This window comes from Streptococcus sp. KCJ4932, assembly GCF_004352745.1.
In the GTDB taxonomy this organism is placed as follows: Bacteria; Bacillota; Bacilli; order Lactobacillales; family Streptococcaceae; genus Streptococcus; species Streptococcus ruminicola.
Genome location: NZ_SJWW01000007.1, coordinates 20,277 through 33,820 on the forward strand (window position 1 = coordinate 20,277; position 13,544 = coordinate 33,820).

The following is a 13,544-nucleotide window of genomic DNA, read 5'->3' on the forward strand; positions in this document are numbered from 1 at the left end:
ATAAGGATAAATCAAACTTCCTATCAAAAAAGAGACCATTAGGTCTCTTTTTTTAGGCTACTTCAAATTGTGAATTGTAAAGGTCAGCATAGAAGCCACCTTCTGTCATCAATTCATCATGACTACCTTGTTCAATGATGTTACCATCTTTCATGACAAGAATTAAATCAGCATTTTTAATTGTTGACAAGCGATGAGCAATAACAAAGGATGTGCGACCTTCCATCAATTTATCCATGGCTTTTTGAATCAACTCTTCTGTACGTGTATCGACTGATGATGTTGCTTCATCTAGAATAAGAAGCGGAGCATCTTTCAAGAGGGCACGCGCAATGGTCAAGAGTTGTTTTTGACCGATTGAAAGGGTAACAGAATCATCAAGGTATGTGTCATAGCCATCAGGAAGCGTCATGATAAAGTGGTGAACACCAACTGCTTTAGCTGCTGCTACTACTTGTTCATCAGTGATATTTTCTTGGTTATAAATCAAGTTTTCTTTGATTGTTCCTTCAAAGAGCCAAGTATCCTGAAGCACCATTGAGAATTGGTCATGGACTTCTTCTCGTGACATCAAACGTGTGTCAACACCATCGATAGCAATTTGGCCTTTATCAATTTCATAGAATTTCATAAGAAGGTTAACGATGGTTGTCTTACCAGCACCAGTTGGTCCAACGATAGCAACCTTTTGACCAGGTTTTGCCACGGCAGAGAAATCATGGATAATAGTTTTATCTTTAGAATAACCAAAGAAGACATTATCAAAGGTAACTTCACCTTTAACATCAGACAATTGACGTTCTTTGTGTGATTCATCTTCCATTTCCTCTTCTTCAAGAAATTCAAAGACTCGGCTCATAGCAGCTGTTGCTGATTGCATTTGTGTGAATGCTTGAGCGATTTGAGAAAGAGGTTGTGAGAAAATGCGCACGTAAGTCATAAAGGCTACCACATCACCCATGGTAATATCGCCATTAATCACCTTAACTGCACCAACCACACAGACCATAACATAACCAAAGTTACCAATGAAAATCATGAGCGGCATCATAATACCTGATAAGAATTGTGATTGCCACATTGATTTGTAAAGATTTGTGTTAAGTGTTTTAAATGCTTGACTAGTTTCTTCAGATGCGTTGTAGCTTGTCACCACATTGTGACCAGAATAAATTTCTTCAACATAACCGTTAACTGCAGCCAAGTTATTTTGTTGGCGTTTGAACAATGGTTGTGATGACCCCATAATCACAACAACCAATAAGAAGCCGATAAAGACAGAACCGATGGCTGTTAGCGCCATGCTGACATTTGAATGGAACATCATGAAAATAGAACCAATCAAAAGTACTGTTGAAGTGACCAATGTTCCCAAACTTTGGTTAAGAGATTGGCCAAGCAAATCCACGTCATTTGTCACACGAGAAAGGGTATCCCCTTGTGAGTGGCTGTCAAAATAGTTGAGTGGCACACGGTCAATTTTTACTTGAATAGCTGTACGTAAACGTTGTGTAAATCGTTGAACAATTGTTGCTACAGTAAAGTTTTGAATGTAACCAACAACTGCAGAAATCACATATAAAATGGCAAGGGTTAAAGCAATTTGTCCAACCTTATCTAGGTCAACACCAGGGATAGTCCCCATTTTAGTTGGTGTCAAGCCTTTCATAATGGTATTTGTAATTTCTTTTAATTTATCAGGACCGATAACAGTAACAGTCGCTGAGATTATGGCTCCAATTACCGCAAGGATAAATGGAAATTGGAAACCTTTAATGTATGGCTTCATTCTGCCATAGAAGGATACTTTTTTCTTATTTTCCATTTTCTAATTCCTCCTTAGATAATTGTGAGTAGGCAATTTCACGATAAACTTCATTATTTGCAAGCAATTCTTCGTGAGTACCTTGACCAACCACTTTACCTTCATCCAAGACCAAAATTTGATCAGCATCCATGATTGTTGAAATACGTTGAGCAACAATCAACTTCGTCATGTCAGCTGTACGCTCTTTCAATTGAGAACGAAGGATTCGGTCAGTCTTATAATCAAGCGCTGAGAATGAATCATCAAAGATGATAATTTCAGGTTTACGAGCAAGTGCACGCGCAATTGCCAAACGTTGTTTTTGACCACCTGAGAAGTTTTGACCACCTTGAGAGACTTGGGCTTTCAATTGACCTTCTTTACTTTCAACGAAGTCTTTACCTTGTGCCAAATCAAGTGCTTCCCACATCTTGTCATCATCAAGCGGTGAACTATTGCTGTCACCCATGTCCATATTTGAAGCAATGTCTCCACTAAAGAGCACAGCTTTTTGCGGAATGTAACCAACAATCTTGTGAAGGGTGTCATGATCGTAATCACGAACATCAACACCGTCAACTTTGATTGTTCCTTCACTTGCATCATAAAAACGAGGAATCAAATTAACTAGAGTAGATTTACCAGAACCTGTTGATCCGATAAAGGCAACCGTATCACCTGCTTTAGCTTTGAAGGAAACATGTTCCAAAACAGCTTCTGAGTGATCGCTATATCGGAAAGACACATCATCAAATTCTACAGAACCTTTTTCGACCGGCTGAACTTTACTTTCTTCAGGATAAATAACAGATGGTTTTGTATCCAAGACTTCATTAATACGACCAGCAGCAACAACTGCACGAGGAAGAATGAAGAAAACAATAATCATCATCATAAAACCAATAACAACTTGCATGGCATATGATGAATAAACAACCATATCTGAGAAAATATTTACCTTATCTTGCATGGCACCAGCAATCTTAGTTGGGTCTTTTGGAATGGCAATATCCTCAATCAAGAAGGCACCAATCCAATAAATGGCCAAAGTCATCCCGCTTGAAATACTTGTCATGACTGGTGACATTAAAGCCATTGAACGGTTGATAAAGAGGTTAAAGTTTGTCACGTTATCATTGGCTTTGGCAAATTTACCATCTTGATAACTTTCGGCATTGTAAGCACGGACAACACGGATACCAGCCAATGATTCACGCGTGATACTGTTCAATTTATCGGTTAATTTTTGAATCATGCGTTGTTTTGGCATTACCATCATGAGCAAGAAAATCAACATCAAAATCATGACAGCCACTGCAACAACCAGCACCATCAACCACTCATGGTTTTTATCAGCAATCTTCGTGATTGCCCAGATTGCCATAATTGGTCCTTTGGTAATAACTTGAAGTCCCATGGTAAAGACCAACTGAATTTGAGTAATGTCATTTGTTGTACGTGTTAAAAGACTTGGAATTGAAAATTTCTTGATTTCCGCATCTGAAAAGTCCAAAACACTATGGAAAATATCATCACGCAAACGCGTACTGAAACTTGCTGCGATGCGTGCGGCTAAGAATCCGACAACTACAGAGGCTGCAAAACTTCCTAAAGAAAGCAAGACCATACGCATACCTGGGGCATCTAGATTCCAAGCAAAAATATCTTTTGCTTTTGTTCCTTGAGTTGAGAGCAAGGATGTGATGTCAGACATGTAATCTGGAATTTTCAAATCCAAGAAAACATTCAAACACACAAATAAGACGGCGATAATCATCATGATGATTTCTTTTGCCGTTAAACGTTTAAAAATTTTTAACATGCGTTACTCCTTGTTTTCTAAGTTTTTCAAAATGCGATCAAAGACACGACCAGAAATTTCTAGTTCCTCACGGCTAATACCATCAAAAATTTGCTTATGAATGGCAACATGAAAAGCATCGATGTCTTTGGATTTTGCTTTACCAAGTTCTGTTAAGACCACACGCTTATAACGCTTGTCAACCTCTGACGGAACCACCTCAATAAAGCCATTTTTTTCCATTCGTTTAATCAAATTACTAGTCACAGATTTTGAAATCTTCAGTTTACGCTCAATATCTTTGATGAAAACTTCCTTGTCTTCATTTTCACGTAAATAAAGCACTGCAAAGCCCTGCGGACCAGCAAGATTTTCGACACCGTGCTGCTCACCGAGTTCATGTACCCGATTCTCCATCAAATTAATAAAGTATCTAAATTGTGAAAAGGGATCTTTGTCTCGCATTTTTTCCTCACTTTCTGAAATTTTTCAAGATTTATTCTTGTAAAATACATTGTAGTTCTTATGAGAACTAATGTCAAGAAAAAAGTTCTCATGGTAATTATTTTTTAACCAGTAAAAAAGAAAAGCTGCATTAACAACTTTTCTTAGATAATAATTCCTTCTAAATGATCTAACTCATGCTGGCAGATTTGTGCTGCTAAACCAGTTAATGTTAGGCTTTGTTTATTCCAATTCTTGTCCATAAAAGTAACATCGATTTTTTGGTAACGTCGTGTTGGACGAGACCCTAGAAGTGATAGACATGACTCTTCAGTGTCAAAAGGAAGAGATTTGTTCGTCATAACTGGATTAAACATCACCAAATCTGCCAAGCCCATATTGACAATAATCACGCGTTTTTTAACACCAATCATATTCGCTGCCATTCCAATACAATTGGCACGATTCGCATTTAAGGTATCCTGCAAATCTTGCGCTAAATACAAATCATCTTTTGTAGCTTCTTGCGACTTTTGCGCCAAGAAAAAAGTATCTTTTACAATCTCTTTAATCATGATTTCTCCAAAAATAATTCCATAATGTCAAAATCGATAGACTTGCCATCAATTTCCATAAAGCCTTCAAAGGTTCCAATCCTACGAAAACCTAAACTTTCATAAAGGTGAATAGCCCTTTTGTTGTCCGTACGAACTTCAAGTGAGAGAATTTTAAGACCTGATTGTCGACTAATATCGATTAAACATGTTAAGAGTTTACGCCCAATGCCTTTATTCCAATAGGCTTTTTTAACTGCAATTCCAATTTCTGCACGGTGTGACAAACGTTTTTTTCGAAAACTTCTACAATTGCATGTTCCAACAATTTGGCCATTTTCTTCAGCTAATAAAAAATGAGATGTCTTGGCATTTTGAAATTTTGCTAAGATTTTCTCTTCCTCAGCAACAGAAAGTCCCATCCCTTCACTGCCATAAGAAAGATTATCTGTCTCTGAACCAACCTGATTACAAAATTCAAGCAAATTTTTAGCATCTTTAACAGTTACTTCTCTCACATCAATCATAAGAAGACCTCTCTTTCGATAGAAATATTATAGCAAATTTTTCAAGCAACCAAAAGAGCCCACCTAGGTGAGCTCGATTCGGTTATTTGATATTAGAGAATTAATTTAAGACAAAATGGCTTGTTGAATCCGTCTATACGGTTCTAAGGTAATATGTTAAACAATACCTTGTGCTGACATTGCTTCAGCAACTTTAAGGAATCCAGCAATATTGGCACCAACAACAAGGTTACCTTCTGCATCAAATTCTTTGGCTGCAGCTGCTGCATTTTCGTAAATGCCTTTCATGATGTTGTAAAGTTTGGCATCTACTTCTTCGAAAGTCCAAGGTGTACGTTGGCTATTTTGTGCCATTTCAAGGGCTGAAACAGCTACACCACCAGCGTTGGCTGCTTTGGCAGGACCAAATGAAACACCAGCTTTTTGGAAGACTTCGATAGCTTCCAATGTTGAAGGCATGTTTGCACCTTCAGTAACAGCAATGACACCATTGTCAACAAGCATTTTAGCTTGTTCAGCATTGATTTCATTTTGTGTAGCACATGGGAAAGCAAGGTCTGCTTTGATTGACCAGATAGTCCCTTCGTTAGCAGGTGTGAAAGTTGCACTTGGACGAGCTTCAGCGTATTTCACGATACGAGCACGTTCCACTTCTTTCAATTGTTTAAGAAGTGGAACATCGATACCTTCTGGGTCATAAACGTAACCTGATGAATCTGAAACAGCAACAACTTTAGCACCAAGTGATTGAAGTTTTTCAGTTGCGTAAATAGCAACGTTACCTGAACCTGATACAAGAGCTACTTTACCAGCGAAATCTTCACCGCGAGCTTTAAGCATTTGTTCAGCAAAGTAAACAGCACCATAACCAGTTGCTTCTGTACGTGCAAGAGAACCACCGTAAGTAAGTCCTTTACCAGTAAGAACTCCTGTGTATTCATTGCGAAGACGTTTGTATTGACCGTAAAGGTAACCAATTTCGCGTCCACCAACACCGATATCACCAGCTGGAACGTCAGTGTCAGCACCAATGTGTTTGCTCAACTCAGTCATAAAGCTTTGACAGAAACGCATGATTTCGTTATCTGATTTACCTTTAGGATCAAAGTTAGAACCACCTTTACCACCACCGATTGGTTGACCAGTAAGTGAGTTTTTAAAGATTTGTTCAAATCCAAGGAATTTGATGATTGATTGGTTTACTGATGGGTGGAAACGAAGACCACCTTTGTAAGGACCAATCGCAGATGAGAACTGAACACGGAAACCACGGTTCACTTGAACTTGACCTTTGTCATCAACCCAAGGAACACGGAAAGAAATAATGCGTTCAGGTTCTACCAAACGTTCAAGAAGATTTTCTTCAACGTATTTAGGATATTTATCAAACACTGGAACCAGTGATTCAAACACTTCTTCTATAGCTTGTAGAAATTCGGGCTCATGAGCATTAAGAGCTTTCACCTTTTCAAAGACGCCAGCTACATACTCTTTACCTGTTGTCATATATATGTCCTCCATAAACGAGATTGTAATTTTGTATTACATTAAATATTATAAATTTTCTGAATATTTCTGTCAAGCATTTACAGTATCTTTTCTAAAAAATTTTCATTTTGATGTTATAAAACGTTACATCTTATGTCACTTAGTTTTTTTCTAACTCTCTAAGCTATAACTTCTAACAATCTTTTTTTCGTGATTTGTGGTATGATTAAGGTGACAATATAGGAGGTAGCATTATGAAAGGTTTATCACTTTGGTCAGGGATTATCGCCCTACTTATCGGACTTTTTCTCTTTATTCATCCCTTCACGACTACAGCCATGATTGGTTGGATTATCGCCATTATTATTTTCTTGTCTGGCTTCACAAGTCTCTTTATGTATTCAAGTAGCGTTAATCGTTCGCTTTGGTACTTGCTACAAGGTATCTTGTCCATTGTTTTTGGAATCATCCTGCTATCAAGCTCAGTTATGTCTCTATCAAGTGCAGTCATGACCATTGCTGCTTATTGGATTTTAATTAGTGGTATCTTACGTTTGATTGGTGGTTTTCAAATGAAAAAAGCTGGATTCTTTGATGCCAATCGTTTCTTAAGTTCAGCAGTTCTCGCCATTCTTCTGGGATTATTCCTCCTATTTAATCCAACTTTGTCAGCTATCTTTGTCGGTCGTTTGGCTGGTCTTCTTCTAATGGCTGTCGGCGTTTCCGGTATTAGTTTTTCATTTAAATTATAATCAACAAAACCCTCGGAAAAATCCGAGGGTTATTTTTTAACGATTATCAATATTTTCTGGATACAAGTCATGGTTCATCAAACGATAATCTGCCATTTTTTCATACTTGGTACCAGGTTTTCCGTAGTTAAAATACGGATCAATTGACAAGCCACCACGTGGAGTGAATTTTCCCCAAACCTCAAGATAACGTGGTTGAAGTAAATCAATCAAGTCTTTACCAATGGTATTGATACAATTTTCATGGAAATCACCATGATTACGATAGCTAAATAGATAAAGTTTCAATGATTTTGATTCAACACACAGTTTATCAGGAATATATGAGAGATAAATCGTTGCAAAATCTGGCTGACCTGTAATCGGACATAGTGAGGTAAACTCAGGACAATTGAATTTAATAAAGTAATCATTATCGATATGACGGTTATCAAATGATTCAAGAATACTTGGATCATAGTCATATTTATACTTGGTATTTTGATTTCCCAGCAGGGTCAAATCTTTCATTTCATCTGTTCTTGTCATTAAAATCTCCCTTTTAATTCCATTTTATTATCAAATATCAGTGTAATTGTGACAAAGGCTGTCCGCTTTGCCACTTGAATCGGTTATAGTGCTCTCCCCAAATCAGCGCAAGCAATTAAGCTGCGCTTTATTCATTTAAATCTCCATTTTAAACGCCACGTTTATTGTCATAAAGTAATGTATGCAGTTGTGGCAAAACTCGCACACTTTTCCATTCTGAATCAGCTGCCACTGTTTCCCAAAGCTGACGCAGACGATTAAGCTGTGCTTCTACAATATTTCCAGAAGCATGTGGTTCAGGATTTCCAGCCGATAAATACAAAACATCAGGCTGATAACGTTTTTGAATCATTTTAGCAAATGTTAAATCCTCATCATTAAAGACAGGAATTTTAAAAGTGACTTGGTCTTTATCCAACTGAGACACAATAAAATCAAGTGTTTCAAAATTCACACTCATCTGACTTGATGGTGGTTTTGGACTAAGAGTGACTTGGTCGATGTCTTTTAGCCAAGTCTGCCAACGAGACCCTTGTGTTTCAATCCCCAGTGTCACACCACGCGCTTTTAACTTAGCAACCAATTCCCCCATATTAGCTCCTAAAAGGCAGGGATTACCACCTGACAAAGTTACATAGTCATAAGCTCCCAACTTATCTAGCTCTGCAATAATTTCATCAGCGGTCATACGTTTTGGCTTTTCTGAACCATCCCAAGTAAAGGCTGAGTCACACCAAGCACAGTGATAATCACAACCAGCCGTTCTGACAAACATGGTCTTTTGGCCAATCGCTCGTCCTTCTCCTTGAAAAGTTGGTCCGAAAATTTCTAGCACAGGAATCATTAGTGGGCGTTTAGTCATCTAAAAGCCACTCCCTTCTGAACTCAGCATATGAACTTGGTGTCTCATACAAACGGACATATTCTACTCTAATTTCACGTTCCTTTGGCAAATGCTTCGCTACTTGCTCAAAAATCCAATAAACCATATTTTCAGCCGTTGTATTCATATAAGGCAAGCTTTCATTAAGGTAACGATGGTCCAAATGCGGCTCCAAATATTCTTTATAAATCTGCTTAATATCTCCAAAATCAACTGCCATTGCGCGATCATCAAGCATGCCAGAAACAGCAATCTGCAAACGATAAGTGTGCCCGTGAAGTGCTTTACATTTACCATCATAATTAAACAAATGATGAGCAGCATCAAAAGTAAATTCTTTTGAAACCATAACACGACGATGACAATAAACTAAAGACTCACCTGTTGGTTTTTTTAGTTCTTTTGGTACTGAAAACATTATTTCCCTCTTCTAGCTAAATATTTTTCCAGACCAGCTTGACGAAGTTTACAAGCAGGACACTCTCCACAACCGCTGCCTTTAATGCCATTATAGCAAGTCAAAGTATTTTCACGAACATAATCAAATTTTCCAAGTTGATCAGCCAACTCCCAAGTTTCTGACTTATCAAGCCACATCAATGGTGTATGAATCACAAAATTGTAATCCATAGCAAGATTTAAAGTGACATTTAGTGATTTGACAAAAGCGTCCCGACAATCAGGATATCCTGAGAAGTCTGTTTCACACACCCCAGTAATAATATCTGTAATACCAAGACGTTTTGCTAGCACCGCAGCAAATGATAAGAACAAATGATTGCGCCCATCAACAAAAGTATTTGGCAAATCATCATCAGGATTTTCAATCTCAATATCACGTGTCAATGCATTTTCAGTTAATTGCCCTAGCAATGACATATCAAGCAAGTGATTTTTAACACCTTGCTCAGCAGCAATATGTTTGGCAACTTCGATTTCAAGACTGTGACGTTGACCATAATTAAAAGTCACTGTTTCGACATGTTCATAATGCTCTAAAGCCCAAAATAGGCAAGTTGTGGAATCTTGTCCGCCACTAAAGACGACAAGTGCTGATTGACGTTTCATTTCAATATCTCTTTTCTAAGATATCTGGGCAAAGAAAAAGCCCCTATGGGAATCCACAGGGGCGCTAATTTCAGTCATTAGGCTGGTTTTTTTTAGCGATGGCTTTTCCCAAACATCGTTATTATTACTTAATAATCATATCATCTTTATGAAAGATATTCAATGGCTAATTGTTTTTAGCAAATTGACTATTATATAAATCGTAATAAAAACCTTTAGCGGCTAGAAGGCTTTCATGGTTTCCTTGCTCAACAATCTGACCATTGTTAAGCACCAAGATTTTATCAGCATCTTGAATGGTTGACAAGCGGTGCGCGATCACAAAGCTTGTGCGACCTTCCATCAATTTCTCCATAGCCTTTTGAATCAAGAGTTCTAGACGTGTATCAACGGATGAAGTTGCTTCATCCAAAATCAAGATCTTAGGATCAGCTAACAAAGCACGTGCAATGGTCAAGAGTTGTTTTTGACCAAGTGAGACATTACTTGATTCTTGGTTCATTTCCATGTTGTAGCCGCCTGGAAGAGTGCGGATAAAGTGATCAACATTAGCAGCTTTTGCTGCTGCCACAATTTCCTCATCTGTCGCATCCAAATTCCCAAAACGAAGGTTTTCTTTGATACTTGCTTCATAAAGCCAAGCATCTTGTAAGACCATTCCAAATTGTTTGCGATAATCTTGGCGTGACAAATTACGAATATCGTGACCATCGACCTTAATGCAACCAGCCGTTACATCGTAAAATCGCATCAACAGATTAATCAGCGTTGTCTTACCAGCACCGGTTGGTCCAACAATGGCAACCATTTCACCAGGTTTAACCTCTAAGTTAAAGTTACGAATCAATGGTTTATCAGCAACATATTGGAAGGATACATTTTCAAAGGTTACTTGACCAGACAAGTCATGTTCTAGTTTTTCAGTTACTTGTGCTGCTTCTTCTGGCTCATCAAGAACTTCAAAAATACGATCAAGTGATGATTTAGCACTTTGAAGCACACTAGACAATTGAGTAATGGTTTGAACCGGTTGACTCACTTGCCATACGTATTGAACAAAAGCTTGCATATTACCAACAGTCAGTTGACCTGAAAGAACTTGTAAAGCACCCAAAACCGCAATAATCAAGTAAGCCATATCCGAAATCGCACTTAAAACTGGCATCATAATCCCGGAAATGAAACTAGCTTTAAAACCAACCTCTTGTAAATTCTGAGTGATGTGACGGAATTCTTCACTTGAAATTTCTTCACGTCCATAAAGTTTAATGACGTTAAATCCTGTCAAATTTTCCTGAACAAAACCATTCATACCACCAAGCGCATCTGCTTGTTTTTTGAAATATGGCTGTGATTTACCAAGAATAAATTTGGCACTAAAATAGGTCAATGGAATAATCGCAATCACGACCAAAGCAAGTCGCCAGTTAAGATAAAGCACCATGCAAATAACCAAAGTAATGGTCGTAAATGCTTCGATGATACGAAGGAAACTTTGTTGAAGAGCATTTGATACTGTTTCCACATCTGACGTAAAACGTCCCAAAACATTACCAAATTGCTGACTGTCAAAGTAAGAAACTGGAATCTTATTAATTTTTTCGCTTAAATCACGACGCAAATCATGAATGGTCTTTTGCACCGCTTTGGTAATGAAAAAGTTTGAACCATAACTACTTAGCTCATACCCCATACCTCGGACAAAGTAGAGCACTAAAATAATGGCAATGTAAGAAATATTAATGTGTGCTCCAGCCACACCGTGAGCCATATTCAAAAGATTCGACGTCAATTCAGTGATAGCAAGACCAAGCACAAATGGTTCAAGTACACTCATGACACTGCTAAAGATTTTTAGAAAAATAGCTAAGAAAAGCGCACCTTTATATTGTCGGAGATAATCCCATAAACGTAGAAAAATATTTCGTTTTGACATTCTTATTCTCCTTTCATTTCTTCTGCTTTATTCAGTTGTGAGTTGGCAATTTCACGATAGATGTCATTTGTTTGCATCAATTCATCGTGTGTACCACGCCCAACAATTTCACCTTTATCAAGCACAATGATTTGATCGGCATCCATGATAGTTCCCACACGTTGCGCCACAATCAAAACGGTTGCTTCTTGCGTCACTTCTTTCAATCGAGCACGCAGTTGAGCATCTGTCTTATAATCAAGCGCTGAGAAAGAATCATCAAAAATGTAGATATCAGGTTTCTTAACCACCGCACGCGCAATTGAGAGACGTTGTTTTTGACCACCTGACAAATTGCTTCCACCTTCTGCCAAATGTGTTTGATAACGGTCATCACGACTTTCGATAAATTCTTTAGCTTGCGCGATATCAGCTGCCGCTTGCAATTCTTCACTTGTCGCATCAGACTTACCATACTTCAAGTTTTCTTCGATGGTTCCGGTAAATAGCAGAGCTTTTTGCGGAATAAAACCAATCTTTTGACGAAGAGCTTTTAGTTGATAATCTCGAACATCAACGCCATCAACCAAAATCTTACCAAGCGTCACGTCATAAAAACGTGGAATTAAGTTTACGAGTGATGACTTACCAGAACCCGTAGAGCCGATAAAGGCAATGGTTTCACCAGGTTTTGCTTTGAAGGAAATGTCTTTTAAGACAGGGCTTTCCGTCTCACCTGGATAAGCAAAAGTTACCTTATCAAATTCCAGATAACCTTTTGTAGCCGTCTCAGTCACACCATCCTCATTTGGGTCGATGGAAATTGGCATCGCCATAACTTCCGAAATACGTTCACTTGAAACCACCATACGAGGATACATGGTAAAGAAATTGGCAAACAAAAGAAATGAGAATAAGGCGTGGAAACTATATTCAATAAAGGCTACCAAATTACCGATTTGTAACTCACCATGTGCAAGTGGATTAAGGGCGAACCAGACAATAGCCACAATCATTGAGATAATGATTAGAACAAAGAGTGGTTCAGTCAAACCAGTTAAAATAAACAAGCGGCTTGATAAGTCTTTATATTCATCATTTTTACTACCAAAACGTTTTTCTTGAAAATCTTCTCTCGCAAAGGCACGAATGACACGTAGACCAGTTAAATTTTCACGAACATATTGGTTGATTTTATCAAGAGTTGATTGTTGCTTTTCTGATAAAGGACGCGTACGAGTTGCCACATAGTAAACAACCAGAACCAAAAATGGAATAGCAACTGCTACAATCCAAGCAAGTGATGGACTGGTTACTAAAATCATTACCACACTAGAAATCATCATCAAAGGTGTAATGACTCCCATACGTAACGTCTGCTCAGCAAACTGCATCAAGATAAAAGCATCACTGGTCATCCGTGTTACCAAGGAAGACACACCGATTTGTTCATATTCTTGATGTGAATATTGCTGTAACTTATCATACATATCGTTTCGCATATCCTTAATCATGTTTGTGGTAATTTTTCCTGCTGCATAAGCAAGAATCACACGTCCAATCATCCCCAAGATGATGACAACCAGCATAACCAGTGCCCAGAAATAAACCTTATCCTTATTTCCAACTGTAACCCCTTGGTCAATCATTCGAGCAAGAGCCGTTGGTAAGCCTAAGTTAACCACTACAAAGGTAAGCGCCCCAATAACATCGAGCACTAGCCATTTGGGGTATCTTTTCAAATAAGTCCAAATGAGTTTCATAGTCTTCCTTTCTA

At 38.1% G+C, this 13,544-nt stretch carries 13 protein-coding genes; 1 reads left to right on the forward strand and 12 read right to left on the reverse strand.

Translation table 11 applies throughout. The annotated features are described in order from the left end of the window. Positions 1-52 precede the first annotated feature (52 nt). The 6 genes from E0E02_RS04160 to gdhA all read right to left on the reverse strand — a co-directional run bounded on the left by E0E02_RS04160 (position 53) and on the right by gdhA (position 6,639). Positions 53-1,825, reverse strand: a complete 1,773-nt coding sequence (locus E0E02_RS04160; RefSeq protein WP_133017929.1) for an ABC transporter ATP-binding protein — start codon at positions 1,823-1,825, stop codon at positions 53-55. Beyond that, positions 1,815-3,629, reverse strand: a complete 1,815-nt coding sequence (locus tag E0E02_RS04165; RefSeq protein ID WP_133017930.1) for an ABC transporter ATP-binding protein — start codon at positions 3,627-3,629, stop codon at positions 1,815-1,817. The genes E0E02_RS04160 and E0E02_RS04165 overlap by 11 nt, the downstream gene beginning before the upstream one ends. A 3-nt stretch (positions 3,630-3,632) precedes the next feature. Next, complete coding sequence (locus tag E0E02_RS04170) at positions 3,633-4,073, reverse strand: MarR family transcriptional regulator (RefSeq protein ID WP_039696758.1); 441 nt, start codon at positions 4,071-4,073, stop codon at positions 3,633-3,635. Between the two features lie 143 nt (positions 4,074-4,216). Continuing rightward, complete coding sequence (locus tag E0E02_RS04175) at positions 4,217-4,627, reverse strand: peptide deformylase (RefSeq protein WP_074560351.1); 411 nt, start codon at positions 4,625-4,627, stop codon at positions 4,217-4,219. Then, positions 4,624-5,133, reverse strand: coding sequence for a GNAT family N-acetyltransferase (locus E0E02_RS04180; protein ID WP_133017931.1), 510 nt, complete (start codon positions 5,131-5,133; stop codon positions 4,624-4,626). Before E0E02_RS04180 ends, E0E02_RS04175 begins: the two co-directional genes overlap by 4 nt. A gap of 156 nt (positions 5,134-5,289) precedes the next feature. Next, on the reverse strand, positions 5,290-6,639 hold the full coding sequence (gene gdhA / locus E0E02_RS04185; RefSeq protein WP_133017932.1) for an NADP-specific glutamate dehydrogenase: 1,350 nt from the start codon (positions 6,637-6,639) through the stop codon (positions 5,290-5,292). A 236-nt stretch (positions 6,640-6,875) separates the two neighbouring features. On the opposite strand from gdhA, the gene E0E02_RS04190 reads away from it, so the two are divergent. Next, positions 6,876-7,373: a DUF308 domain-containing protein gene (locus E0E02_RS04190; RefSeq protein ID WP_039696754.1), complete on the forward strand. Its 498-nt coding sequence runs from the start codon at positions 6,876-6,878 to the stop codon at positions 7,371-7,373. A gap of 36 nt (positions 7,374-7,409) precedes the next feature. Here the strand turns inward: E0E02_RS04190 and queF are convergent, their stop codons facing one another. The 6 genes from queF to E0E02_RS04220 all read right to left on the reverse strand — a co-directional run bounded on the left by queF (position 7,410) and on the right by E0E02_RS04220 (position 13,530). Next, positions 7,410-7,901, reverse strand: coding sequence for a preQ(1) synthase (gene queF, locus E0E02_RS04195; protein ID WP_039696752.1), 492 nt, complete (start codon positions 7,899-7,901; stop codon positions 7,410-7,412). A gap of 148 nt (positions 7,902-8,049) precedes the next feature. Beyond that, positions 8,050-8,763, reverse strand: a complete 714-nt coding sequence (gene queE, locus E0E02_RS04200) for a 7-carboxy-7-deazaguanine synthase QueE (RefSeq protein WP_039696751.1) — start codon at positions 8,761-8,763, stop codon at positions 8,050-8,052. Continuing rightward, positions 8,756-9,202 (reverse strand): 6-carboxytetrahydropterin synthase QueD, encoded by a 447-nt coding sequence (queD, locus tag E0E02_RS04205; RefSeq protein ID WP_133017933.1) that lies wholly within the window; start codon positions 9,200-9,202, stop codon positions 8,756-8,758. The genes queE and queD overlap by 8 nt, the downstream gene beginning before the upstream one ends. Continuing rightward, positions 9,202-9,852 carry a 7-cyano-7-deazaguanine synthase QueC gene (gene queC, locus E0E02_RS04210; RefSeq protein WP_074867853.1) on the reverse strand — a complete coding sequence of 217 codons (651 nt, stop codon included), beginning with the start codon at positions 9,850-9,852 and terminating at the stop codon, positions 9,202-9,204. The genes queD and queC overlap by 1 nt, the downstream gene beginning before the upstream one ends. A gap of 166 nt (positions 9,853-10,018) precedes the next feature. Further along, a complete protein-coding gene (locus E0E02_RS04215) occupies positions 10,019-11,788 on the reverse strand; it encodes an ABC transporter ATP-binding protein (protein ID WP_133017934.1) in 1,770 nt (589 codons plus the stop codon). A gap of 2 nt (positions 11,789-11,790) precedes the next feature. Then, positions 11,791-13,530 carry an ABC transporter ATP-binding protein gene (locus E0E02_RS04220; protein WP_133017935.1) on the reverse strand — a complete coding sequence of 580 codons (1,740 nt, stop codon included), beginning with the start codon at positions 13,528-13,530 and terminating at the stop codon, positions 11,791-11,793. Positions 13,531-13,544: the final 14 nt, after the last annotated feature.